Source organism: Arenibacter algicola, assembly GCF_000733925.1.
In the GTDB taxonomy this organism is placed as follows: domain Bacteria; phylum Bacteroidota; class Bacteroidia; order Flavobacteriales; family Flavobacteriaceae; genus Arenibacter; species Arenibacter algicola.
This window is the reverse complement of sequence record NZ_JPOO01000003.1, coordinates 2,622,503-2,648,884: the sequence shown is the minus strand read 5'-3', so window position 1 is coordinate 2,648,884 and position 26,382 is coordinate 2,622,503. Positions and strand designations below refer to the sequence as shown.

Sequence of the window (26,382 nt, the reverse complement as noted above, 5' to 3'; positions counted from 1 at the left end):
AAAAACAACGCCATCCAAGATTTACATTTAGAAGCATTAACTAATTATCGTTATAAATAATTCTGAACAATGTCCCTCCTTGATCATCAGAAACGTATAATGATCCATCAGGTCCTTGCGCCAAGCCAGTTGGCCTATGGTTAGCAGAATCTGGGGCAAAAATTTCGTCTTGGCCTGCAAAACCGTCAGCGAAAACTTCCCAATCACCATTTGGTTTTCCATTTTCAAAGGGTACGAAAGCAACCATATAACCTGCTTGCTTCTCCGGTGCTCGGTTCCATGAACCATGAAAGGCTATAAAAGCACCATTCTTGTATTTTGGAGGAAACATGTCACCAGTATAAAAAAGTAGGGCGTTAGGCGCCAAATGGGCAGGGAAAGCTGCCACGGGATCTAAGGCGTTCTCTCCACCGGTTTTTGTGCCGTCGCCCCCATACTCAGGTGCCAGTATCTTTTTTTTCTGGAGATGGTCGTAGTATATATAAGGCCAGCCTGCATCATCGCCTTCCTCGAGCATATACATGGTTTCGGCAGGAAGTTCTGCGGAGGTTTTACTATCATAAAGATCTGGAAAAAGTGTATTCAGCATGTCCCTGCCATGTTGGGCCACGAATAACTTATTTATCTCCTTGTTCCAATCCAATCCCATTACGTTACGCAGGCCTGTAGCAAATCTTAAGCCTTCTCCATAGGATTGGTTAAATTTATCTGCACGGAATCGCCAAATCCCCCCTGCCGAATCAAGGATCTTGCAAGGCATCATGGCTGGGGAACCAATAGTTCTATCCTGTTCCTGGCAGGCATTTGAATACGCCCCGATATTGACATAAATATTTCCAGCACCGTCAAGGGTAATTGATTTGGTGGCGTGAGTCCTTCCTGCAATCAAATTTGTTATCAAAGTATCTGGAGTGGTGTTGGATACTTTTCCCGCACTATTAATCGGGTAGCGAAAAACGGCCTCATCGGAGGATGCATAAAGGAAATTATTGTCCAAATAAATTCCTGTACCACCATAATCCCCAAATCCTTCTTCCGTATCGACAATACCGTCACCATTGTTGTCCTCTAAATATAGGATGCCCTTGCCATTGATCGGTTGCCTTAATTTAACATAAATACCTCCGTTGGCACCAACTGCGATATGTCTAGGCTTCCCTATGGAATCGGCAACCTTGATTACCTTAAATCCTTTTGGAACCGTTAAACCTGCATTATCGGGACTTATAATTAAATTGGATGACTTGTCCCCATTTTTACCATTCTCCTTGCAGGAGGCAAGCAGTAGTAACACCATCAGCATATAGCCTAAATATTTTATAAATAGAAATGTTTTGGACGAAAATATACTCATTATTTTAGGTTTAAATTTGCTGTACTATAAAGGCTTCAAAAACACTTTTCTGATATTGGATACCGTATTGGAGTATTCATCCATACCGCTCATAGCTTTCCAATCCGGATGTAAACCAAACTTCTTCCAGTTGGCGTCGTGTTCTTCCATATCCTTGAAATTAATCATATAGGTTAAACAAGGCCTGTAAGGACCTATAATCATTTCTCCGAAAAATACCGGATGGAGACCTGTCTCCAAAAATATGTCAATTTCCCCCTCATTAAACATCTTTATCTTACGCCGTACTGCATCTTCACTGTATCCCTCATAAGTTCTTAACTCGAATAGGGGCGCCCCATTAATCGGATCCACCATTTTAGGCATTCCGTCGAAAGCCAATAACAAGGACGAGTTAAATCGGTTGTAAAGGGTTTGATCTTGGGTCAAAGCATTATATTCGGCTGCGGTTGCCTTGTATCCTGCATCATTTTGCAAGTTTTGGGCTTTTAGAAAGGCATTACCGTTGGGATATCCAATAATTACCCAAAGTTTGGTTGGGTCCGAATTACCCAATTCGCCCAAAATCATAAAGTTATTCGCCCCCAGTCTTTTCAAGGATGGACCGAGTACTTGATTTAAATAATCCTTGAGCAATTGTTTATTACCCCCGAACTTAGCCTCATAAGTCCTGATTTCATATAGTTCCTTTTCATTTTCCATTGCTAAAACGGTGGGATTGGCCATCGTGGTCATGGGTAAGGCGCCTGCCGCCATAGCGGCATACATGAATTTTCTTCTTTTCATTTAGTAGTTGTTTACTGATTTCTGCTCCCTCGGTAGGAACGGCATTTTATACTTAAATAGATGCCAAAATAGTGAAATTAATTCGGTGCTATTCATGTTTTATAAAAATAATATTTTCTCCCATTTTTGCCACTTTAGATATGTCGTCCACTTTCTTCATGCCCTTAACCCCTTCTTCATGGTCAAGTGGCACATTTGGCAAGTTGTTCTCCAATATTTACGGGCTATTTCATCCATTTGCACGTTTTGATGGAAGCCCCTTGGGTACTTTATGGTCTAGTCAACAACTTCCTTGAATTTTATTGGATCGGTCTTTGTTTCCTGAGCCGTAACCCATATGGGCTCCACGTACACCATATATCTCGCACCGTTAATGAAGTAAATTCCAATGTCCATCATAGAACCTTCTTCGGCCAATTTCTAATTTAACCGACATGTCTTGGATCACCAATCCGAAAGCTTGATAGGTCTTGAAAGAAATGATTTTTCCGAATTCTTCCGCTTTGTATATACGTATCACCTCTAAAGTTTTGGGCTCAAAGTTCATCCTAAATATCCTATCAACAATTTTGCTTAGGCCATTTTGCAAGCATCTACCATTTCTAAGTTTTCTTTGGCGTTGATGGCCAATGGTTTTTGCATATCACATGCTTTCCGGCCTTAGAAACCCTAATAGTGAAATCTTTATGGAGCACATTAGGGATTATGATGTATACTGCATCATTGTCCTTATTTTCTTTAATTTCATCAAAATCTGTGTAGTTATCGTAGTTTTTATTTGGGAAACCATATTTCTTCTGATAATCGACAATTTTCTAGGGGATTCAAACCAGTAAAGTGTAGGCCAGTATCATGTGTCTTTGCAAAGTGCTATTTTTTGGTTGACGATTTGTGAATTTCCGCTTGTTTTTCACAACTCCCTAAATACGGGACCTCCCAATTGCTAATTTATAAAAAGGTGTTCCAAAACGTGTTCAGTTTTGTGTTCACTATTGTTAGTTATAATTTCAATGCAATCTACAAGCAGTTTTCATTAATAAGGTCGAAAAACTTTAAGTTTTCAGGACCTAACAATCTCATTTCAAAAGCGCAATTAGTGTTTAGCACATTGGAAAATAAAGTAGTGGTAGTTAACCTAAATACTTAGAAACCCCATTTATAATTACTATAAAAAATTGCTTATCATTTTTAAATTCTTCCCTAATCTTTTTAAATGCAATACGCATCTGACTTTCCACGGTTTTTTCGGACACATTAAGTATCAAAGCAATCTCCTTATATTTTAAACCATCCCTTTTATTAAGTATTAATATTTCCTTGCACTTGGGCGGCAATTCGCTAATAATTCGTAATAATTTTTTAATCTTTAAATCAACGTTAGTGTCTTCTTCAATTATACTTTCCTTGGCCATGCTATATTTCAGATCATCCAAGATTTTATTTTTTCGTTGATTTTTTCGGTATAGATCTATGAAGGAATTATATGCGGAGGTGAATAAAAAGCTCTTCAATGTGGGACTTTCCAATAAATCGGGACGTTTTTGCCATAAAGTAATAAAACAATTTTGGACAATGTCCTTGGCTTGTTCCTGATTGTTGGTAAGTGTTTTGGTATACGCTAGCAATGGTCCGTAAAGTTTCTCAAATACTATTTTAAAGACATCTTTTTTGTGCAGCATATTTGATGAAATGTCTCCTTTGAATATAAGGTTTGGTTTATAAATTTACCTAGTTTTTTACAAATATGAACAATATTTTCAATTTTTTTAAGGGTTATTTGTTTTCTATTCGTTCTAGATATGAATACGCAATTTAATGTGTCAAATAATTAACAGAAAAGTAAATTGATAAAATTAATAGACAAATATTTAAACGATTCCATTGATGGTGTCGAAAGAGAGAAATTAAGGATTTGGTTGGAAAAAGAAAAAAACCAAACCAAATTTAAAGCTATTTTAGAAAGGCACTATTATATCAACTTGGGTTTGCAAGAGGTAGATTTGAAAAAGGAGTATTCTTTACTTTTGAATAAACTAGAAGGCCATAGTATAAACAAAAGACGTTCAAATTCTGTATGGTTTCAAAGGGCAGCCGTTCTCATAGGTATGTTGGGCCTAGGTTATATTATGTATTTAACTATTGGAAATTCGGATGAAACCTATATTGATGAGAACTCTATTACTTTAAAACAAGAGAATGGCAAAATTCAAGTGATCAAGGAGGATGGTAGTCTAGAAATTGTTAATAGTGCCGGCAAGGTCATAGGTAAACAAAATGGAGGCGAATTAGATTATAAGAATGTGAAGGAAAGAGACTCGGAGAATCCATTAAATCAAACTCTTACTTATAATGAATTGGTTGTTCCCTATGGAAAGAAAATAAAGTTGGTTTTATCAGACAGCACAGTAGTCCACGTCAATTCAGGTACAAGTTTTAAGTATCCTGTTAAATTCTTAAAAGATGGTGATAGAAAGGTTTTTTTGAAGGGTGAGGCCTTCTTTGAAGTGACCAAAAGCAAAACGGCTCCATTTATAGTTAATACTGATGAAATTGATATTCGCGTGTTGGGAACCAAGTTTAATATAAGTGCATATCAAGACGATGAAGCTGCTAGTGCAGTGTTGGTTGAAGGATCTGTCGAAGTGTATAAGGTAGGTGAATTAGGTGCAGATAACAATAAATTCTTACTGTCTCCGGGACATATTGCCACATGGAATAAATCTAAAAATAGCATGGAAATTGCCATAATCGACGTTAATGAATATACGTCTTGGATAAATGGACAAATCATTTTTAAGGTAAGGCCATTCCCTGAAATTTTAAAAGTATTGGAAAGACATTATAATGTATCGATTACAAATAATTACAATTTTCTAGATAGTCAACGATTTTTTGCAAAGTTCGATACGGAAACAATCGAACAGGTAATGACTTATTTTCAGAGTAGTATTCCCTTTACATTCACAAGGGTAGGGGATGAAATTATAATTAATAAACCATAAAAACTTAATGCCTATGATTGAAATTCATTTTTAGCACACCTTAAAACAAAAAAAATCGGAATATGCTCTAACATATCCCGATAGTAAAAGGTGATTAATTTAATAACCACATAACCTATACAAAAGTATGAATAAAAATATTATTCGTTTGGGCAAAATATATCCATTATTTCCCAATATCAGTTTAAAAATGAAATTGACCACTCTTTTTTTAATTATCGCCCTTTTTAAGATTCAGGCCAATAGCTATTCCCAAAATGCAAGGATTTCGCTGGACTTAGATTCGGTAGAATTGATGGCGGTACTAGAAGAGATTGAGGCCAAAAGTGAATTTAAGTTTTTGGGCAACCAAGATGTTATCTATTCTGGAACGTTCGTTTCCCTACATGTCAACAAACAACAAATCGATAAGATTTTGACTGATTTGTTTCGTGGTAAAAACATTTCCTATAAAATAATAGATAGACAGATTATCTTAAAAAAAATGGATTCGGGCATGCAGATTAAGTCCGCTCTAATTCCTAAAATTGATAAGATTGAGAAACCACAAAAATTTATAAGTGGGACTGTTGTAGACAGTAACGGGGCACCACTTTCGGGTGCAAACATTCTTGAAAAAGGTACAACTAATGGTACACAGGCTGATTTTGACGGGAATTTTTCTATTTCCATAAATGATGATAATGCCATTTTGGTGATTTCGTACCTTGGTTTTGCTACTAAAGAAATAGGTCTTAATGGCCAATCTAGTATCAATATATCATTGGAGGAGAGTGCTGCCGGATTGGATGAGGTAATCTTAGTGGGTTATGGAACCCAAAGTAGGAAAAAGATTACTGGGGCAATCAGTACTATACCAACGGATCAACTTGCCCAACGCCCTGTAACGAATACAGCGAATGCCTTACAAGGACAAGTGCCAGGTTTAACTGTCTTTAATTCGGGAGGTGCACCTGGCGTGGAAGATGTAAAAATAAGGATTCGTGGGGTTGGTACACTTAACAATTCCAATCCCCTAGTTTTGGTAGATGGTATTGAGCAGGCCCTTGGTACTGTCGAACCCCAAAATATAGAATCGATTTCAGTTTTGAAAGATGCAGCTTCTGCTGCTATTTACGGATCCAGAGCGGCAAACGGAGTTATTCTTGTGACTACAAAACGCGGAGCTTCAACTGGGGTAACGTTGTCCTATAACACTTTATTTGGTTTTCAGCAGCCAAGTTTTTTTCCAGAAAAAGCCGATGATGAGTCATGGATGAGGTTGGAAAACACTGCACAGATAAATGCAGGGGCAAATCCCACTTATTCCGAGGAGTATATTTCGAATGTACTTGCTGGTACCAATCCTTTACAATACCCATTTGCCAAATGGGAAGAAGGAATTTTCAGAAACGGTGCTCTAATGAACCAACAAGGTTTTTCAATTTCTAGTGGAGGTGATATTGGAAAAATCTTTGCTTCACTAAATTATAGCGATACCGATGGTGTCATCAAAAACTTCAACAATAAAAGGACTAGTATGCTTATCAATGCGGATTTGTATGCAAATGATAGACTGACCTTTAAGGTTGGACTTATGTACCGGAACGGAGATTTTTCTGGGCCAGGACATGCAATCAACTCTTCCGGAATAGCAGGACAACAGATTGTTCAGGCGCTACTTCATATGAACAGGAATGTGGTGATGGAGTATCCTGATGGTACCTATGATCTAATTTCAGGACAGTGGAATGCCGCTGCAATGGCCAGTGAGGGCGAAACAAAAAGGATTTCGAACGATGTGGTGGCACAGGGTGGATTTGATTACACGATCACAGATGACCTTACCCTTAAGGGAAATGTAACCTTCAAAAATAATAACCAAGGAACATCGACCTTTATGAATAGCCTAGCTGGAATGAAAAATTACGTTACTGGGGAGCCCACTACGGTATCAGGCTGGTTTGCTACCAATAGTTTGACCGAAGCTAATGTTAAGGAAAGTGAATTGAGCCAGCGGTTATTCTTGGATTATGAAAAAACATTTGGTGCCCATGATCTTAGTTCTCTTATTGGATACGAGGAAATATACAATAACTTAAAATATGTGTCGGCAAAAAGGGAAGGTTTCTTCAACAATGATCTTAGAGATTTGAATGCCGGAGGAGCCGATAATCAACAGATAAGTGGATATCGTGAAGAATGGCGTCTTCGTTCCTTTTTTGGCAGAGTAAACTATTCCTTTGGCGATCGTTATTTGTTGCAAGCTAATTTGAGAATTGACGGTTCATCAAGGTTTGGAGATGGTAATAGATACGGTTTCTTCCCTTCGGTTTCGGCAGGTTGGGATATAACCAATGAGTCTTTTATGGAAAACTTGTCAGATGGTGCGGTCCTCAGCAATCTCAAATTAAGAGGGTCTTGGGGACAATTGGGAAATCAGAATATTGGCCTCAATAAATTTAGAAACACATACAACCTGAATCAGGGTTATCAATTTGGTGGCACCCCTGTTTCCGGGTCAGCTGTAACCCAGGCCGGAAATCCAAATATTACTTGGGAAACGGCAACAGTTACAAATATTGGACTTGATGTTTCTTTTATGCAGAACAGATTGGAATTTGTGGCTGAGTATTTTTGGAAATATACAGATGATATTTTATTGCAATTGCCTATTTCCAGTACAATTGGGGTAGGAGCTCCTGTTCAAAATGCAGCGGCAGTCTCAAATAACGGTTACGAGATTAGTTTAAATTACCAGGGTGCCTATAAACCAGACAATGGCTTCAATTACTCAGTTGGTGTTAACTTTACCGATGTAATCAATAAGATTGAAGATTTGAATGGAGCAGGGCCTTATTTCCCTGATGGTTTTACGGTATGGCAAGAGGGTTACTCTATTAATACGTTAAGAGGGTTGGATTCACCAGGTCTTTACCGTACCCAAGCCGATTTAGATCAGTATCCCGCTCGTTTAAGTTCCCTTGCAGGAATTGGCAATATCATTTACAAAGATGTGAATAACGACGGGGTTATATCACAATCACTTGCTCCCGGAGGAGATCAGATTATTATTGGAAATGAAGATCCTAGGTATGAATTTGGTTTTAGGTTTAATGGTTCCTACAAAGGCTTTGACTTTTCTATGTTTTGGCAAGGTGTGCTAAAGCAATATCATACGTTGGATGGTGCTTTAGTGGAAGGGCCTGCTTATCAGAACTTTATACCTAAGGAAATGGCAGATAACGCTTATGACGCAGTTACAAATCCTAATGGAACATGGCCGATAGCGAGAGCTGGTAACAATTGGGATATTGTAAAATCGAATTTCTGGTTGATAGATACTAAATATGCAAGACTAAAAAACTTTCAATTGGGATATACGATTGACCAGAATATTTTTTCGAACTTTAGAATTTATGTAACTGGAGAAAATATGGTCACATTTTCCGCCCAAAATCTTTTTGATCCTGAAACCCCTAGAGGTAGAAGTCAGTTCTTTCCACAAACAAAGACCATGAGCTTAGGTTTAAACATAGTATTTTAAAAAAAAATTATGAAAAGATATAATAATATAAAAAGTTTATTATTCCTCGCTGTTATTGCCTTGTTAACGGGATGTAGTGAAGGGTTTAATGATGGTTTAGATTTAGAACCAACGGGTGCAGTTTCGGAAACTACATATTGGTCTACAGTAAACGATGCGGAATTAGCTGTTAATGCCGTGTATGCCCAATTGGATGGTACGCAAATGGTTATGGCTTTGGATGGTGTTACTGATATTGGATATCACAAATATTCCAATGTTCCTACATTTAATGATGTACGTTTTGGTGAAATTGACCCTTCCAACAGTACAATTACGGGCATTTGGAATCGGTATTATATAGGTGTCAGAAGGGCAAACGATGTTGTTGCAAATATTGTTAAAGTTGTAAATGGTGATCAAGCTGAAATTGCAAGAATAACCGCGGAAGCCAGATTTCTTAGGGCCTATTATTATACGCAACTCTCTAGTTTATGGTGTAATGTACCTTTGATCACTGAAGTAATTGATATAAATGATCAACGCCCTACCAATTCAAGGGAAGAGATTGTCACTTTTATTACAAATGAACTGAATGATATTATAGATTCCAATGCATTGCCATTAAGCTATACGGGAGATAACGTAGGCAGAGTTACCAAGGGAGCTGCTTTAACCTTGCTGGCGAGAGTGGCGATCCGTAACAATAATTTTCAGGTTGCCCGAGACGCCTCCATGGCGGTAATGAATTTGGGTATTTATGATCTCTACCCTAATTATCAAGAATTGTTCCAAGTCATAGGACAAAATTCCTCAGAGGTAATTTTTGACAGGCAATTCGCAGTAGGTGGAGATACTTATAATGCATTTGGTTATTCTGCAGCTTCTTTGGGGGGAAGTTCTGGAGTTGAGCCAATGAACGGTCTTTTTGAAAAGTATGAGTACATAGGACCTGTGAATCCTGATAATCCTTTTGAGAACAAAGACCCAAGATGGAACTATATTGCGTATTATACGGGACAGCCTGTAGGAAATGGCATATATAATTCTTGGCCAAGTAGTACTACCCCGGATAAGACAAATAGTACTGAATTTGCTACGGTTAATGGTTACAATTTAAAGAAGTGGGTGGACTATGAGTCGTTTGCTGCTAATTCAAATCTTGGTGACATAAATATGATTTTGATGCGTTATGCAGATGTTTTATTGATGTATGCAGAGTCTAAAATAGAGTTGGACGAAATAGATAAATCGGTATATGATGCTATAAATGCAGTAAGACAAAGACAAACTGTTAATATGCCTGCAATTCCAGAGGGAAAGTCGCAAGTGGAATTAAGAGAAATTGTTAGGGATGAGCGAGCACGGGAATTGGCTTTTGAAGGTTTGCGTTTATTTGATATTAATCGTTGGAAGATTGGTAACGTAAAGGCCGGGTTGGTGCAAGGAATGTATTATAAGGATGATTCAGGACAATGGGTAATTTTGGACTATGGAAGGGTTGCTACTTTCAATGAAAATAGAGACTATTGCTGGCCTATTCCTCAGAGCGAAATGGATATTAACGACGTAATTACCCAGAATCCGGGTTATACTAAATAAATATTATGGCTATGAAAGATATTGTATCAATAGATGGCACAGACAGAAGAGCGTTCATAAAAAAGGCAGGGGCCGCTACACTTTTTAGTGCGGCGACCCTAAACGCTGGCTTTGCAAATCCATTCCTTACAAAGAATAAAGTATTGAAAGTAGGATTGGTAGGTTGTGGGGGGAGAGGTACCGGTGCGGCCGTACAGGCCTTAAGGGCTGATCCCGACACCGTTTTGCATGCCATGGCGGACGCTTTCGAAGATAGGTTGGTAAGTTCCCTAGAAATTTTAAAAAAAGCTCATGGACAAAGAGCAGAAGTGAAAAAAAACTTTCAATTTGTAGGTTTTGATGCTTATCAGAAATTAATCGATTCCGGTGTAGATGTGGTACTTTTGGCCACTCCCCCGGGATTTCGACCAGCGCACCTCACTGCAGCCATAGACGCCGGTAAGCATGTGTTCTATGAGAAACCGGTTGCTGTGGATGGTCCGGGTATACGAAAAGTCTTGGAAGCAGCAAAAAAGGCCAAAGAAAAGAATCTATCTATAGTTTCTGGCCTGTGCTTTAGATATGACCTTCAGAAACAAGCGCTTTTCGGAAAAGTTCTAAATGGAGAAATAGGGGAAGTTAAATCCATTTCTTCAACAAGATACGGCGGAGAATTGTGGTATAAAGACCGACAACCGGATTGGAACGATATGCAGTATAAAATGCGCAACTGGTATTATTACAATTGGTTGGGCGGTGATTTTATTGTTGAAATGTTCGTTCATAGCACGGATATGATTTCGTGGGCTATGGGAGAAAGAATGCCGCTATCCGCTTCTGGTGTAGGTGGAAGGCAGTGGCGTACCGATGAAAAGTATGGCAATATATATGATCATTTTTCTGTAGAATTGGATTACGGAGGCGGTTTAAAAGGAAATGTGGCTACACGGCAATTAACTGGAGGGTCATCTAGAAATTCTGTAGAAGTCGCTGGTTCAGAAGGTAATGCTTTTTATGAGGGAAATCGACACGAAATATGGGGTAAAAATGCTTGGAAGTACGAAGGGGAGAGAAACGATATGTACCAATCGGAACATGATGCTTTTTTTAGTTCTATTCGTAAGGGAGATGCTATCAACGATGGCGAAATGGCTGCTAATAGTACATTGATGGCCATAATGAGCAGGGATGCCGCCTATTCAGGTCAAATTATTACTTGGGATGAGGCCATTAATTCTATGGTCTCCCTAGGTCCGGATAATAACGAATACAGTTGGGATTTAAAATTTGAGGGACCCGGAATAGCAATTCCCGGTCCCGCCAAGCCGGTATAAAAATTGTAGGTCTCGTGAATTTGACGTGTTAACAATTTGGTGCCACTTTTCGTTTCAAAATTAACTATTTTATTTTGGACGAAAAGTGTTTACTAAGTGAAGTCCAATTTACATTTATTATTGATAAAACTAATGTTAATTATAAAGAACATGAATAGTATAAGAAAGTGTACCGTTGCCCATTTATCGGCCTTTTTGCTCTTAATAACGGCTTACCATGCCAACGCCCAGAATGAAAAGTTTGAATTTGAATTTGGTAAATCGAACACCTGGGAAAATATGATATCGGGGAAATCAGAAGATGAATCCATCATTAAATGGATAAATGTTAATACCGTAAAAAAAGGATGGACCGTGGGTGCGGATGGCGTATTGGTAAACTTGGGACACCCTATAGGTGTTGTACGATCGGAGAAACAATATGAGAATTTCATTCTACACGTAGAATGGAAACATATGGAGGCAGGAGGCAACTCTGGTGTTTTTGCTTGGAGTGGTGCTGACCCTAAAGGAGATTCGGTTTTGCCGGATGGCGTTGAAATTCAAATGTTGGAACTGGATTGGGTGGACCTACACGTAAAAGACGGTATTATGCCACCAATTGCCTACGTTCATGGTGAAGTTTGGGGAGTAGGCGGAGTCGTTACCATTCCAGATAATCCAAGAGGGGAACGGAGCAAGTCCATTGAAAACCGGTGTAAGGGAAAAGGAGAATGGAATACGTATGATGTAGTATGCGTAGATGGGGTTATAAAGCTTTCCGTCAACGGAAAATTTGTAAATGGTATTTCTAAATCCACGCAAAAGAAAGGCTATCTGTGTCTTGAATCGGAGGGAGCGGAAATTCATTTCAGGAATTTTAAAGTGATAGAGCTTCCTCCAGGGGTAACTTCTGCAGAGCAAATGGCCCGTGAACTTAATAAATAAGTAGAAATTTCAAAAAATATAATTAGCTGAAGTATAATTTCATTTTTGTATGACCCATACAATACACCAACGATCTATCGATTGAATTGAGTAGATTCAATTCAAAATCAAGTTAAGTAATTTTCGTTAGCAGTTTGAAATCCGTTTTTAGGATTATCACGCACTTCGTGTATGGACACAAATGAAAAGGTCTTTGCCTGATTAGTACAGCATACATTGAGCTCAATTTTTTGGGTAGTAATTATAAAGGGTCATTGACCCTTGGTTTAGGTAATATGTTCAATTTAAAGTTGATAAAAGATATATGCGTTATTTTTCATGGCTTATTGGTTTGGCGGTGGTCAATTATTTTTTAATAGGCAGCACAATTCTTAATGAATCGCAAAGTTCCGGATTCGGGCGTTATGCGGAAAAAATTCCAGGATCGGAAATAACTATCAATATGGTTCCTATAAATGGAGGAACCTTTTTAATGGGAAGTCCTCCTAATGAAGTTGGTCGAAGCAGTGATGAAGGACCTCAAAAGGAGGTTAAGGTAAATTCATTTTGGATGGGAGCCTATGAGATAACATGGGAACAGTACAGTCAATTCCTAGACGAGAAGTCTGTAAATATGAATTCAAGGGAAGTCACGCTGAAAGATGGTTCCAAGACTATGGTAGATGGGGTGTCTGGCGCTACTCCGATGTACATAGATATGAGCTTTGGGATGGGAAGACAGGGATTTCCGGCGATTAACATGACCCAGTATGCTGCCATGATGTACGCCAGATGGCTTTTTACAAAAACGGGTCATTTTTATCGTTTACCTACGGAAGCCGAGTGGGAATATGCCTGCCGCGCAGGATCTAAAACCGTGTACTATTTTGGAAATGACCCAAAGGAACTCGACAAATTTGCATGGTTTAAGGCGAACAGTGGAGAAGGATATAAAAAAGTAGGGACCAAGGCACCGAATGCCTTTGGTTTATACGATATGCACGGGAACGTATCAGAATGGACTGCAGACCAATACAGCCAGGATTACTTCAAAAAAATGAAAGGAAACACTGTGGAAAACCCCTATTTCAAGCCTACCACACTGTATCCCCGATCCGTTCGCGGGGGCTCATGGATGGATAATGGTACTGATCTACGTTCCGCAAATCGCCGCGGTTCCTCCAACAAATGGAAACAGCGAGATCCCCAAATGCCAAAAAGTATTTGGTGGTTAACGGATGCGCCATTCGTAGGTTTTAGGCTTGTTAGACCAAAGGAAGTGCCCTCCAAAGAGGAGATAGAAAAATATTGGGTCAAAGTAATGGATGATTTTTAAAGTATAAACATAAAAACAATAAATCATGAAGTATTTAATTTTTGCATTTTTATTTAGCACAGGTTTTTTTTACGCACAAGGGAGTAAGAGTTTGTTCAATGGTAAAGACCTATCTGGATGGACTAAACACGGTACGGAGTATTGGTATGTAGATAGTGGAGAGTTAGTTTGTGAGAGTGGTCCTGAAAAAAAGTATGGATATCTCTCTACAAACAAGCCTTATAAGAACTTTATTTTAGATCTTGATTTTAAATTGGAAGCCAATGGCAATAGCGGAATTTTTATACGCTCGCATGTTGGAGGTAAAGATGGAACAACTATTAGAGGTTGGCAGGTAGAGGTGGCACCGCCAGATTTACATACTGGAGGAATTTATGAATCTACGGAAGGCGGTAGGGGATGGATTATTAAACCCGACCCCAAGGATGAGAAAAACCTTAATCCAGATGGTTGGAACCATATGCGTATAGAGGCCAAGGGAGATAAAATTGTCACTTGGTTGAACGGCAAGCAAATGGTTGAACTAACCGATGATAAAATTGGAGAAGGAAGAGGGTCTATTGCTTTACAAATTCATAGTGGAGGAGGAATAAAAGTGAGGTGGAAGAATATCAATATTCAAGAACTAAAATAATAGCCGTTTCCTTTCCGGAAACAAAGTCCATAAGTTTAAAATTGCTACCTAAAAACCACAATGAATAAATCAATCAGACTACGTTTATCCGTACTGATGCTACTTCAATATTTTGTTTGGGGAGCTTGGTATGTTACAATGGGGACATATCTATTGTCCTCATTGGATGCCAATCCTTCTCAAGTTGGAGCTGCTTACGCAAATTTATCTATTGCAGCTATTTTTTCGCCTTTTTTCGTTGGGCTTATAGCTGATCGGTTCTTCGCCGCCCAGAGGGTATTGGGAATTTTACATTTAATGGGTGCTGTTACCTTATACTATATAAGTACGATAGACAATTTTCAAAATTTCTGGTGGTTGATCTTACTTTATACATTGCTGTACATGCCCACAATGTCACTGGCGAATTCCATCTCCTTTTCTCAAATGAAGGATCCAGGAAAAGAGTTTCCAAGCATTAGGGTTTTGGGTACTGTAGGATGGATCGCTGCCGGGCTCTTAATAGGATTCATGGAATTGGAGTATTCCTATATGACGTTTCGTATAGCGGCATATTGTTCTGTCCTCATAGGAATCATAAGCTTCTTTTTGCCAAGCACCCCTCCTTCGGGGAAAAGTGCTAGTATTTCCTCCATCCTGGGACTGGATGCCTTGGTTTTATTTAAACAGAGTTCTTTTGTTGTATTCTTTTTAAGCTCAATAATCATTTGTATTCCATTAGCTTTTTACTACAATTTTGCCAATCCTTTTCTGAATGATATCGGTATGGAAAATGCTGCGGGCAAGATGACCATGGGTCAAGTATCCGAATTCTTATTTATGTTATTAATGCCCCTTGCCTTTATGAAGCTCGGAATTAAAAAAATGATGCTTATAGGTATGTTTGCTTGGGTAGTACGTTATCTATTGTTTGCATATGGGGATATAGGTTCAGGAATTTGGATGCTATATTTTGGGATTATTTTGCATGGTATATGTTATGATTTCTTTTTTGTTTCTGGTCAGATTTACATTGATAAAAAGGCCAAACCGGCTTTTAGAAACGCTGCCCAAGGACTTATAACTTTTGCTACTTATGGTGTTGGAATGTTTATAGGTTCTTTTGTTTCCGGTGCGATAACCGATAACTTTCTTGTAAACATCAAAGGCAAAATGAGCTACCAATGGGAAACCATTTGGCTAGTACCGGCAATAATTGCATTAATGGTCGGTTTAACGTTCTTATTTTTCTTTAAGGAAAAATTAGTTGGATATATAAAAGAAGATTACAAGGAGCAGAACATTTTATCCAAAGCGGAAAAAAAAGTTTAAAAGGAGTTGGTCGATGGGTCTGATCTAAAAACAGAAATTTAAGTTATCCATATGATGAGCGCCATTATAATTAAAAATAAAATATTATGATTAATAAAAGCGGGCCAGTAAAAGTTCTAGTAGTTGGTTGTGGAAATATGGGTGCATCGCATGCAACAGCTTATCATACTTTAGAAGAATTTGAAATTTGCGGGTTAGTTTCCACCGGTATGAGTAAAGAAGTCCTAAACCATAAGTTAGGGGGGGGATATCCACTGTTCACTGATTTAAAAGTGGCATTGGAAACAAGTAATCCCGATGCAGTATGTATATCTACCTATCCCGATACTCATGAAGAATTTGCTATAGAAGCCTTAAATAGGGGTTGTCATGTATTTATTGAGAAGCCCCTGGCCGATACGGTAGCAGGTGCCAAGCGTGTAGCGGATGTAGCCTTAATGACGGGAAAAAAGGTAGTTGTAGGCTATATACTTAGGCACCATCCTTCTTGGGTGCGTTTTGTGGAATTAAGCCATAATTTAGGTAAACCTTTGGTAATGCGGATGAACCTTAATCAGCAAAGCAAGGGTACAATGTGGGATGTACATCGTAATTTAATGAAAAGTCTAAGCCCAATAGTGGATTGTGGAGTGCATTATATAGATGTCATGTGTCAAATGACCGGTTCTAAACCCATTCAAGTAAGTGCCATTGGCGCTAGATTGACAGAAGATATTCCCAAAGACAATTATAATTATGGTCAGTTACAAATTAGGTTTGAAGACGGGTCGGTTGGCTGGTATGAAGCGGGTTGGGGACCAATGATTAGTGAAACTGCTTTTTTTATAAAGGATGTTTTTGGGCCAAAAGGGTCGGTTTCCATTTTGGCCAAGGAAGCTTCTGGTACAGGAAAATCTGACTCGGTGGAATCACATACCAAAACCGAATCGATACGTTGTCATTATGCATCATTAGATGATACTAATCAATTTATAAAGGAGGATACTTGGATAAATTTGAAGGATGAGCCTGATCATCAAGAACTCTGTACGAGGGAACAACGCTATTTCTATAAAGCTATACAAGAAGATATAGATTTATCACTTCATTTAGAGGATGCTGTAAATAGTTTGCGAATTGCCTTTGCTTGTGATGAATCTGTTCTTACTGGAAAGACGGTCCATTTATAGAATTAAATAAGCCCAGGATATATTCATGGAAAGAAAAGCAATTTATGGGATTAGTGATATTGGTCATGGTATTATTGTTAAAGTATAAAAAATTTGTTATGGAAATTATTCGTTTTAAGCAGAAAATGAAATTTTTTGGAACTATGAAAATAATAGGGTGTTTAGCATTGTTCGTGTTACATCAATCCTGTAAGGAGAATAAGGAATTTTATTCCTTGAACGACTTTGGCAAAATAGATAAAATTGATGTGCATACCCATGTTATGACGGATAGGAACAGTTTTGCAAACCAGGCAAAGAAGGATAATTTTCGTCTTCTAAATATTGTGGTCGATCTTTCCCAAGGTGAGGAATACATCAAAGAACAGTACGATTATTGTATAGCACAGAAAAAAAATAACCCTGAAGAATTTGAGATTGCCACTTCCTTTTCTATAGAAGATTGGGACAATCCGGACTTTACAAAGAACACCATTGCATGGCTTGACAAGTGTTTTTCAGAAGGAGCAATTGCGGTTAAGGTCTGGAAGAATATAGGGATGGTTTTTCGAGATAAGAACGATCAACTGATAATGGTCGATAACCCTAAGCTAGATACTATTTTCAATTATTTGGCAAGTAAAAAAATACCTCTAGTGGGACATTTGGGCGAACCTAAAAACTGTTGGCTTCCGCTAGATGAAATGACAACGAACAACGATCGGAGCTACTTTGCAGAACATCCACAGTACCACATGTATAAACATCCGGAACTGCCCTCCTATGAGGAACAGATTGCGGCCCGAGATCGAATGCTGGAAAAACACCCCAATCTGGTTTTTATGGGTGCTCACATCGGGAGTATAGAGTGGAGTGTAGACGAACTGGCCAAACGATTGGACAGGTTTCCTAACATGAGTGTAGATCTCGCGGCCAGAATGGGTCAAGTTTTTTATCAAACTATCGAAAATAGAGAAAAGGTACGTGCATTTTTTATAACATATCAAGATCGTCTTCTATACGCCACGGATTTGCAAGATGATGGAGAAGGTAATGCTAATGAAATTCAGCGGATAATACATGAAAGATGGTTGTCCGACTGGCAATATTTCGTTACTGATGACAAGATAGCGAGTGATTTGGTAAATGGAGAATTTCAGGGACTAAAACTTCCGAAGGAAGTTGTGGACAAAATATTTTCGCACAATGCAAAAAAATGGTTAAAGATGTTTTCCGCTAATGGAATTTAATGTTTTGTGCTACCTAAGAAAGTTAAAACACCGAAGTTATCAGCATAGGATAATGGAGACTAAATTATGGACAATTTTCAAGTAGTATCCAGTAAAATATATAGATAAAATGAACAGTGCCAGATATAACTTTTTTTAAACGAGAACCTCCAAGATTTTCAATTAGGTCTTTGGATTCTTAAGTCTGCCAAGAATATCAGTTTTTAGGAAATGAAATTTGGAAGTTAAAGTAAATTATAAAATTTGGAAATGCTCCATCTCTAAATTTTTTAGGGTAAGAATTGGAGGGTATGCCTACCCAAGGAAGGGCTTTCTTTGGGAATTGTGAGTAAAGGGTCTATGAGCATGAGGCAACCCAATATACATATGCACATAACAACTAGGAAGTGCTTTGATAGAGTGTTAAGTATTTGTTTATGGCGATACTAAAATACCGGAAATACAAAAATCATAAAATTAATAATAATTAAATATTGACTATGAATTCAAACAGGAGAAACTTTATAAAAAAAACATCCATAGCAGGAATGGGTTTGGCGATGGCCCCTGCATGGTCAAATTCCATAACTGACAACAATTTAAATAAAATTTCTAACCCTAAGCCGGGAGCTATTTATATGGGCAGTTTTTCCGCCCCTAAATTGGAAACTGTGAAATGTGCATTTATAGGTGTTGGAGGTCGCGGATCTGGGCATGCCCAGCAAATTGCCGCAATCGAAGGTACTGAAGTGGTAGCCATTTGCGATTTATATCAGGATCTGGCCGAAAAATCCGCAGTCATTTGTAAAGAGAACGGCGGAGGTACCCGCCATAAGGATATCACCTTATACACCAAAGGGGAAAACGATTGGAAAAAAATGTTAAAAAAGGAAAAACCGGATGCGGTCTTCGTCTGCACTCCTTGGGATTTACATGCGCCCATGGCGATTGAAGCCATGAATAGTGGTGCACACGTTTTTGTGGAAGTACCTCTTGCCCTGACCTTGGAAGAAATGTGGGATATAGTGGACACATCAGAGAAGACTCAGAAGCATTGTATGATGATGGAAAACGTTAATTATGGCCGGGAAGAACTCCTCTACTTAAATATGTGCAGACAAGGGGTTATTGGAGAATTGCTTCATGGGGAAGCTTCCTATATTCACGAATTACGATCGCAAATGAATGAGGTAGAACGGGGAACAGGATCATGGCGAACTTACCATTATGCCAATCGCGATGGTAATCTATACTCTACTCATGGACTTGGGCCTGTTGCCCAGTACATGAATTTGGCCAGAGGCGAGGATAATTTTAAATTCATAAACTCCTTTTCGTCACCAGGCAAAGGACGCAACCTATATGCCGCTAAAAATTTCCAGTCAGATCACCAATGGAATAAGCTAGATTTCAAAGGGGGGGATATAAATACATCGATCGTTAAAACTGACCTGGGAAGGACTATTATGGTACAATGGGACGAAACTAGCCCCAGACCATACACCAGACATAATCTAATACAGGGAACAAAAGGAACCTTAACAGGTTTCCCCACCAGAATTGCCTTGGAGGGCGGGGTAGAAGGAGGTCCTGATAGCCATCATGAGTATGCAGAAGGGGAACAATTACAAAAGATTTTTGAAAAGTACGAACATCCATTATATGTACGTTTGGGAGAATTGGCCACCAAAATGGGAGGCCATGGCGGTATGGATTTTATTATGCGTTACCGCATAATAGAATGCTTAAGAAAAGGTGAACCCTTGGATCAAAACGTTTATGAAGGTTGCTATTGGAGTGCAGTGGGGACTCTTAGTGAGGTGTCCGTGGCCCAGAATGGGGCACCACAGGAGTTTCCGGATTTTACTAGAGGAAATTGGAAAACAACCAAGCCATTGGGGATTGTTGGTTAAAACGGTAACTTATGGAAACGAATTTCCTAGTCGGTGATCTAAAAAATTAAGGGAACACAAAGAGCCTTGGCCAAGGTCATTGTGTTTCCAATTATCATGTTGGCTTGCTATCTGATATTGATCTTTTATTTCAGGACCAAAGAAGGACACAAGCCAATAGTGCTGAAAAAAAGCTAAGGTGTAATCTTTAGAAGTCAGGATAGGTACTGGGAAATTGTTCCAAATTGAAGAATTTTTATAATTAGTTGTTGAGTTAGTTTTGAGAAGAAGGGCTCCTACCTTTAGGAGCCTTTTTGTTGTTGTCTTAACCTTGTGTGGCTATCAATCCTTTTAGACATTCAATTCAATTGGGATGTATCCAACTACAGTAAATTTTATAGAAACCTGGTTTCTTGAGGCCCCAATGAGAGAGCGTAAAAAAACCGTAAGGCACTTAGGCAGCCTCATTGATTTTTAATATTTTTTAATTCAAAACGACTCAAACATCTGTTAACATAGGTCATCTTATTAGTTTGGCATCGTCCAATCTACTAAATTTATCATACTTTTAATGTCACTTATTAGAATTGATATTTCTTTTAGACATATGAGTTATAACCGTATGTGGTTATCCAATTTTTACTAACCCCTAAGTACTCATTATTAATAAGTTATAACCATAAATGTTCAACTTATGAAACAATTAACTTTAATATTTATTTTTGCAATTTTTAGCAACTGCGCCATATCTTTTGCACAAGATAACCAACAGTCAACTTATATGGATAGCATTGTGAAAAATGCTTCTATAGAATTATTTAATGGGGAAAATTTAGACGGATGGTATCCTTTTCTTCAAAATCGTGGCCGCGACAATGACCCAAAGAAAGTCTTTACGGTCCAAGATGGGATGATACGGATTTCTGGAGAAGAATGGGGATGTATTACTACTGATAAAGAATATAAAGATTATAGGCTTATCACAGAATTTAAATGGGGTATGGCAACCCACGAACCTAGGCTGGAAAATGCAAGAGACTGTGGTATTTTATTGCACTCACAAGGAGAGGACGGTAGTAAGCAGGGAATATGGATGACCTCCATAGAATGCCAAATAATTGAAGGCGGTACCGGTGATTTTATAGTGGTGGGCGATGGGAGTGATAAATTTCAAATTACATGTGCCGTGGCAAACAAAAAACAAGGAAGTTCATTTGTTTTTCAACCAAACGGCCGTTTGGTGACAATAAATGAAAATCGAATCAACTGGTTTGGCCGTGACCCAAATTGGAGAGACGTAATCGATTTTAGGGGCATAAACGATGTTGAAAAATCAGTGGGGGAATGGAACCTTTTGGAATGTGAGGTCAAAGATGATGAAATCACTATTTTTCTTAACGGGACCTTGGTTAACAAAGCAACTAATGTAAAGCCTTCTAGAGGACGCATCCAAATACAATCCGAAGCAGCTGAAATCTTTTTTAGACGTGTAGAGCTCATACCATTATCAAAATGATAATGAAGAATTACTTAATAGTTCTTTTTGAACCGTTAAATTATCTCTCCGTTTGAAGACATATATCCTAAATAGAGATCTTGGACGCAACCAGCGACCCTATTGTCGATAGGCTCTGTAAATGGAAATTTTTAAGAGCATAACGTTGGGACAAACAATATCAAATAAGTATGAAAGCGTTTGAAAAAAAAATACTGGTTACCGGAGCCACCGGAAAGGTAGGACGGGCTTTTATAAGTGCTTTTTTTGGTGACCCAAAACAAAAAGGAACCATAAGAGCCTTATGTCATCATCGCAGTTTAACTCCAAATAACCGTTTGGAGGTTATCCATGGTTCAATTTCAGACATGGCAACTGTGCAAAAGGCCATGAAGGATATCACCCATGTGGTCCACCTGGCCACCACTAAGGAAGATCCTGAAACAATTATGGATGTTGCGATAAAGGGATTATTCTGGTTACTGGAAAGTTGTAGGAATGCCAGTGGTTTCAAACGTTTTATATTGATTGGTGGAGATGCATCCGTGGGACATTATTTTTATCCGTACAAAAGCCCAATAAATGAGCAGCAGACCCATTCAGCCTATCCTGGATGTTATGCATTGTCAAAAGTACTTGAGGAAACCATGCTGCAACAATATTACGTGCAATACAACCTTGATGGCACCTGTCTTCGTGCGCCATGGATAATGCAAGGTGAAGATTTAAAGAAGCACCTTTCATTTGGGAAACAGGTATTAGGTGTACCTGAATGGCATAAAATGATTAAGGCCCAAACCGCGTTGGAATATCAAAAAGCGAATATCATTCCTCTCATGCTCGATATTAATGGAAACCCAATGAAAAGGAATATTGTGCATCTAAACGACCTTGTTTCCGCTATATGCATCTCCTTGGATCACATCGAGGCAAAACAGCAAACTTTTAATATATCTATGGATGAGCCATTTAATTATAGGAAAGCAGCCGATTACCTTTTAAAAACTTGTAAGATTAAATCGGTAAAGATGGAAACGAAATATCATTCTACCTGGCTTGATAACACTAAAGCAAAATTTTTACTTGGATGGCGGCCAGAATACGGGTTAGAGCAAATGATAGATGAGGCTTGGGAGAATATCTCCTTATGATACTTTAGGTTCATTAAGGATTGTGTAGGTTAACTTCAAGTACGATTCTTAAATCTTTTTGGTAACTTCGAAATTCATCTTCTGTGTAATACATTCAATACACTAAAGCCATAGCAAATAGTGGAGATGTGATTCTTAAGAAGATTTAAAAGTTCAAATATAGGATAGCTCAATTACTACCACAAAAATAAAATATACATCAGAACATGAACATATCAGTAGCACAATTTCAACCGAAGGATGGAGCTAAAGCATACAACTTATCGGTAATCCGTAAACTTGCGAAAAAAGCAAAATCCAAAGGAGCGGACTTAATCAGTTTTCACGAAATGTCAATTACCGCTTACACCTATACAAAGGATTTAAGCCTGGAACAAATAACAGACTTAGCGGAAGAAGTGCCAAATGGAAAAAGCACACAGGAATTGATTCAGATTTCCAAAGAATTGGACATACCGATTTTAGCAGGTCTAGTGGAAAGATCTGGCGATAAAATTTACAATACTTATATCTGCGTTACGGGAGATGGACTGGTCGCGAAGTATCGAAAAATACATCCTTTTATAAATAAATATATGTCCGCTGGCGAGGAATATTGCGTATTCGACTTACTCGGTTGGAAATGCGGGATTTTGATTTGCTATGACAATAACGTCATTGAAAACGTTAGGGCAACAAGCCTTTTGGGAGCGGAATTAATTTTCGCGCCACATGTTACAGGCTGTACACCATCCGCAATGCCACATCGGGATTATGTAGCCGACAAATATTGGCAAAATCGTGAGGACGACCCTGTTTCATTACGAATGGAATTTGACGGGCCAAAAGGTCGGCGCTGGTTAATGCGTTGGCTACCTGCAAGGGCTTACGACAATGGAGTTTACTATGCGTTTACGAACCCGATTGGCTATGATGGTGAACATCTGAAAAATGGTAATTCGATGATAATCGACCCATTTGGAGAAGTTTTATCCGAAATAAAATCCTTTGAAAACGACATAACGATTTCAAAAATCACAAAAGAAAAAATTCAACTATCAGGAGGTTGGAGATACAAGAATGCTCGAAGACCTGAACTTTACAAAGACATAATTGGCGCAAATCACAAATCGGACACAACACCAGTATGGATGAAGGAGAAAACGGTCAAAGATTGAGTAAAGTCTTAGTCCTTTCCCCTTTACCTACTCGACTGTCACACGTTTTCATTTTAATTCCTTTTTCACTTCACAAGGATTTCCAAATGCTAAAACGTTGTAAGGAATATCTTTCGTTACAACACTTCCCGCTCCAATTGTCACATTGTTACCGATCGTTACGCCTGGAAAAATCACAGAATTCCCACCAATCCAAACATTGTCGCCAATTGTAACTGGTTTTGCTGAAGTCAGATAACGAGATTCGTTTCCGTTTCCAATTATTCGTTCTGATGCTTTTAATGGATGAGTCGCAGTATATATTTGAACATAAGGTGCAATCAGCCCATTTTTTCCGATGGTTAATTTATTATTATCCAAAAACATACAGTTCGTATTGATGAATGTGTTTTCTCCGATTGAAATATTTTCTCCATAATCACAGAAAAATGGTGTCTCAATCCAAACTCCCGACCCTTTAAATTCAAAAAGTTAGCTTAAAATTCGTTCACGTTCGGGGGTTAATTCTGAATTGAGATTATTGTATTCTTTTAATAATTTTCTTGCTTTATGATACATTTTTAACAATTCCGAATCTCTTGAATCGTAATAATCTCCTTTAAGCATTTTCTCTTTTTCAGTCACGATTTTTTTTATTAATGTTCGTTTGGGCACATAATTTAAATCATGTGGCTTACAAAACCGAACATTAATATCGATAACCTCCAGAGAATTGGGTAATCCTTATATCGAACTCACGTTATTTTAAAATTAAGATTGTAAGTGATTGAAGACATAATTATTTTAAGATATCTCCTTCTACCCTATTGCCCCGGAATAAAAAAGGAATTTTGCCGTCCTTTAATTCCTAAGTCAAAAGAATGATCCGCTCACATAACCCGTTCAGCACATTGCCACTTCATTGCGTTTCACTCCATTTAGGGCAAAGAGCTTCTCTACAAATGTCTTGAACACAATCCCCAATTTCGGCTGTCCATTCCGTTAATCCTTCCCGCTATGCTGGGAAGGAACACTTCATTACCTAGCCAAAATCGTGAATAGCGTTCGCCTAATCGGAATTGCATTTTTGCATTAGGCTCCACTTCCAAAGTTTTCCTAATTCACAAGGACAATTAGACTTCCTTCCATAACCGCGACAGTCCCTACCTTTTTTTGACAGCAAAAAAACAACATTCATTCTAGGGCGGCGGCATAAACCGTTTTGCTTCGCTCCACTATTTATACGCCTTACCTAGCCTGAATATTGTAAGCCTGTAAGCAACAAAAAAAGGTAACAGCTGCGGCTCTATGGGAAGTAAATCTAAAACGAATCTTATGAAATCTTACGAAAACATCAAAAAGGAATCGGGAACAAAGTTAAAGAAACTATAAAAGGAAAACGCTTCAGATATAATAAGTAAATCATTTGAAAAAATATAAACGTAAACTGTCTGAGGGTCGGGCAGCCAATTTAATCTATAAATCTTTTATTATGAGTACTATCAGAAATCATGTTCAGTTGATCGGGAACCTGGGAGAGGATCCCAAAATAACCGTTTTGGAAAGTGGGAAGAAAGTAGCCCGTTTTTCTCTTGCCACCAATGAGTATTACAAAAATGAAAAAGGCGAGAAAACCCAAAGCACGGAATGGCATAGGGTCGTAGCTTGGGGAAGGACTGCCGAAATTATCGAGAAATATGCCCGTAAGGGCAATGAAATCGGTGTAGTGGGGAAACTAAAGACCCGAACTTACACTACTGACGATGGGAACCAAGGGTATGTCACCGAGGTGGAAGCAAAAGAGATCCTTTTGTTGGGAACCAAGATCGGCAATGATGCCGAGTAACCTTTAAACAAAAGAGGGCGTTCCCGAAATTAAACGCCCTCTTGATCTTTTCATTATTAACTTCTAAAACGAAATTACAATGAAAGCACAAATTAATGAAATATTAGGGGGATTGCAACATTTTCACGGTTCGGAAATGTTGTACCAAATCCCATTGACGGGAACAAGATATACGGAAGGAATCAAGTATTTGGCAAATGCCACTGAATGCTATTGGCTGATTACCGATGCTTCGATCATGGCAAAAAGCCTCATGAATCTAAGCAGTTTTATAACCGTGGACTTTAAAAGACTATCCCAGGAAAAACAGGATCATTCTGGATATGAGGCAGAAATAATTTACAGTGATGGCAACGACAATATTCTTGAATCGCACCGGTACCGGATTACGGATTTTCCACTGGACGAATTGCGGTTGTACTTTGTAGACAATACATTGATGCTCCCGAGCGAATATTAAATCCCATGCTATGGTCTATCTTAATTTTACCGATTTGAGCAAGGAAACCCTGGAACGTTTGCTTGTATCTTCCAAAGAAGCGATACTAGATTTATATTCCTATCATTACACTTTCAGTATTTAATTCAACCCTGTAATTCAACTATTGAATTGGAAAGGCCCTTGAAACTCAAGGGCTTTTTTGGGCTATAGCAATGAGGTATTCGTAAAGGTTTCGCCATTTTATTATGGATATCAGGGTATTCCAGTTTTTTAAATCTTAAAAAATCCTAACTG

Annotated in this window: 21 protein-coding genes and 1 pseudogene; 16 read left to right on the top strand and 6 right to left on the bottom strand. The window is 38.4% G+C overall.

Features of this window, described 5'->3' with window-relative positions:
• Nucleotides 1-40 precede the first annotated feature (40 nt).
• From U735_RS0122015 to U735_RS0121995, 5 genes are all read right to left on the bottom strand, one after another.
• A complete protein-coding gene (locus tag U735_RS0122015; protein ID WP_051892288.1) occupies nucleotides 41-1,354 on the bottom strand; it encodes a PQQ-dependent sugar dehydrogenase in 1,314 nt (437 codons plus the stop codon).
• 24 nt (nucleotides 1,355-1,378) lie between these two features.
• The gene (locus U735_RS0122010; RefSeq protein ID WP_031445885.1) at nucleotides 1,379-2,140 is read right to left on the bottom strand and encodes an NIPSNAP family protein; all 762 of its coding nucleotides are present in this window, start codon (nucleotides 2,138-2,140) and stop codon (nucleotides 1,379-1,381) included.
• Between the two features lie 370 nt (nucleotides 2,141-2,510).
• Nucleotides 2,511-2,660, bottom strand: a complete 150-nt coding sequence (locus tag U735_RS26045) for a hypothetical protein (RefSeq protein WP_232233307.1) — start codon at nucleotides 2,658-2,660, stop codon at nucleotides 2,511-2,513.
• Between the two features lie 82 nt (nucleotides 2,661-2,742).
• Entirely contained in the window at nucleotides 2,743-2,847 is a 105-nt protein-coding gene (locus U735_RS26040; RefSeq protein ID WP_394357441.1) for a hypothetical protein, read from the bottom strand.
• A gap of 423 nt (nucleotides 2,848-3,270) precedes the next feature.
• The gene (locus U735_RS0121995) at nucleotides 3,271-3,819 is read right to left on the bottom strand and encodes an RNA polymerase sigma factor (protein ID WP_031445884.1); all 549 of its coding nucleotides are present in this window, start codon (nucleotides 3,817-3,819) and stop codon (nucleotides 3,271-3,273) included.
• Between the two features lie 237 nt (nucleotides 3,820-4,056).
• Here U735_RS0121995 and U735_RS0121990 point away from each other — a divergent pair, with 237 nt between their 5' ends.
• From U735_RS0121990 to U735_RS0121925, 14 genes are all read left to right on the top strand, one after another.
• Nucleotides 4,057-5,142 carry a FecR family protein gene (locus U735_RS0121990; RefSeq protein ID WP_146032774.1) on the top strand — a complete coding sequence of 362 codons (1,086 nt, stop codon included), beginning with the start codon at nucleotides 4,057-4,059 and terminating at the stop codon, nucleotides 5,140-5,142.
• Nucleotides 5,143-5,269: 127 nt separating this feature from the next.
• On the top strand, nucleotides 5,270-8,668 hold the full coding sequence (locus U735_RS0121985; RefSeq protein WP_051892285.1) for a TonB-dependent receptor: 3,399 nt from the start codon (nucleotides 5,270-5,272) through the stop codon (nucleotides 8,666-8,668).
• A gap of 9 nt (nucleotides 8,669-8,677) precedes the next feature.
• Nucleotides 8,678-10,249 (top strand): RagB/SusD family nutrient uptake outer membrane protein, encoded by a 1,572-nt coding sequence (locus U735_RS0121980; RefSeq protein WP_031445881.1) that lies wholly within the window; start codon nucleotides 8,678-8,680, stop codon nucleotides 10,247-10,249.
• A gap of 11 nt (nucleotides 10,250-10,260) precedes the next feature.
• The gene (locus U735_RS0121975; protein WP_031445880.1) at nucleotides 10,261-11,562 is read left to right on the top strand and encodes a Gfo/Idh/MocA family protein; all 1,302 of its coding nucleotides are present in this window, start codon (nucleotides 10,261-10,263) and stop codon (nucleotides 11,560-11,562) included.
• A 150-nt stretch (nucleotides 11,563-11,712) separates the two neighbouring features.
• A complete protein-coding gene (locus U735_RS0121970) occupies nucleotides 11,713-12,489 on the top strand; it encodes a 3-keto-disaccharide hydrolase (RefSeq protein ID WP_031445879.1) in 777 nt (258 codons plus the stop codon).
• 304 nt (nucleotides 12,490-12,793) lie between these two features.
• Nucleotides 12,794-13,804 carry a formylglycine-generating enzyme family protein gene (locus U735_RS0121965; RefSeq protein WP_031445878.1) on the top strand — a complete coding sequence of 337 codons (1,011 nt, stop codon included), beginning with the start codon at nucleotides 12,794-12,796 and terminating at the stop codon, nucleotides 13,802-13,804.
• Nucleotides 13,805-13,829: 25 nt separating this feature from the next.
• Nucleotides 13,830-14,438 (top strand): 3-keto-disaccharide hydrolase, encoded by a 609-nt coding sequence (locus tag U735_RS0121960; protein ID WP_031445877.1) that lies wholly within the window; start codon nucleotides 13,830-13,832, stop codon nucleotides 14,436-14,438.
• A gap of 60 nt (nucleotides 14,439-14,498) precedes the next feature.
• The gene (locus U735_RS0121955) at nucleotides 14,499-15,749 is read left to right on the top strand and encodes a nucleoside permease (protein WP_034248678.1); all 1,251 of its coding nucleotides are present in this window, start codon (nucleotides 14,499-14,501) and stop codon (nucleotides 15,747-15,749) included.
• Between the two features lie 86 nt (nucleotides 15,750-15,835).
• Complete coding sequence (locus tag U735_RS0121950) at nucleotides 15,836-16,918, top strand: Gfo/Idh/MocA family protein (protein WP_031445875.1); 1,083 nt, start codon at nucleotides 15,836-15,838, stop codon at nucleotides 16,916-16,918.
• Nucleotides 16,919-17,016: 98 nt separating this feature from the next.
• Entirely contained in the window at nucleotides 17,017-18,147 is a 1,131-nt protein-coding gene (locus U735_RS0121945) for an amidohydrolase family protein (RefSeq protein WP_198036672.1), read from the top strand.
• A gap of 479 nt (nucleotides 18,148-18,626) precedes the next feature.
• Nucleotides 18,627-20,039: a Gfo/Idh/MocA family protein gene (locus U735_RS0121940; RefSeq protein ID WP_031445873.1), complete on the top strand. Its 1,413-nt coding sequence runs from the start codon at nucleotides 18,627-18,629 to the stop codon at nucleotides 20,037-20,039.
• Between the two features lie 673 nt (nucleotides 20,040-20,712).
• Entirely contained in the window at nucleotides 20,713-21,534 is an 822-nt protein-coding gene (locus U735_RS0121935; RefSeq protein ID WP_034248676.1) for a 3-keto-disaccharide hydrolase, read from the top strand.
• Nucleotides 21,535-21,704: 170 nt separating this feature from the next.
• Nucleotides 21,705-22,664, top strand: a complete 960-nt coding sequence (locus U735_RS0121930) for an NAD-dependent epimerase/dehydratase family protein (RefSeq protein WP_031445871.1) — start codon at nucleotides 21,705-21,707, stop codon at nucleotides 22,662-22,664.
• A 206-nt stretch (nucleotides 22,665-22,870) separates the two neighbouring features.
• Complete coding sequence (locus U735_RS0121925) at nucleotides 22,871-23,821, top strand: nitrilase family protein (protein WP_031445870.1); 951 nt, start codon at nucleotides 22,871-22,873, stop codon at nucleotides 23,819-23,821.
• A 48-nt stretch (nucleotides 23,822-23,869) separates the two neighbouring features.
• On the opposite strand, the pseudogene U735_RS24755 reads toward U735_RS0121925, so the two are convergent.
• Nucleotides 23,870-24,445, bottom strand: a pseudogene (locus tag U735_RS24755) (sugar O-acetyltransferase).
• 847 nt (nucleotides 24,446-25,292) lie between these two features.
• On the opposite strand from U735_RS24755, the gene U735_RS0121915 reads away from it, so the two are divergent.
• The gene (locus U735_RS0121915; protein ID WP_031445869.1) at nucleotides 25,293-25,646 is read left to right on the top strand and encodes a single-stranded DNA-binding protein; all 354 of its coding nucleotides are present in this window, start codon (nucleotides 25,293-25,295) and stop codon (nucleotides 25,644-25,646) included.
• 79 nt (nucleotides 25,647-25,725) lie between these two features.
• Nucleotides 25,726-26,106 carry a DUF6876 family protein gene (locus tag U735_RS0121910; RefSeq protein ID WP_031445868.1) on the top strand — a complete coding sequence of 127 codons (381 nt, stop codon included), beginning with the start codon at nucleotides 25,726-25,728 and terminating at the stop codon, nucleotides 26,104-26,106.
• Nucleotides 26,107-26,382 lie beyond the last annotated feature (276 nt).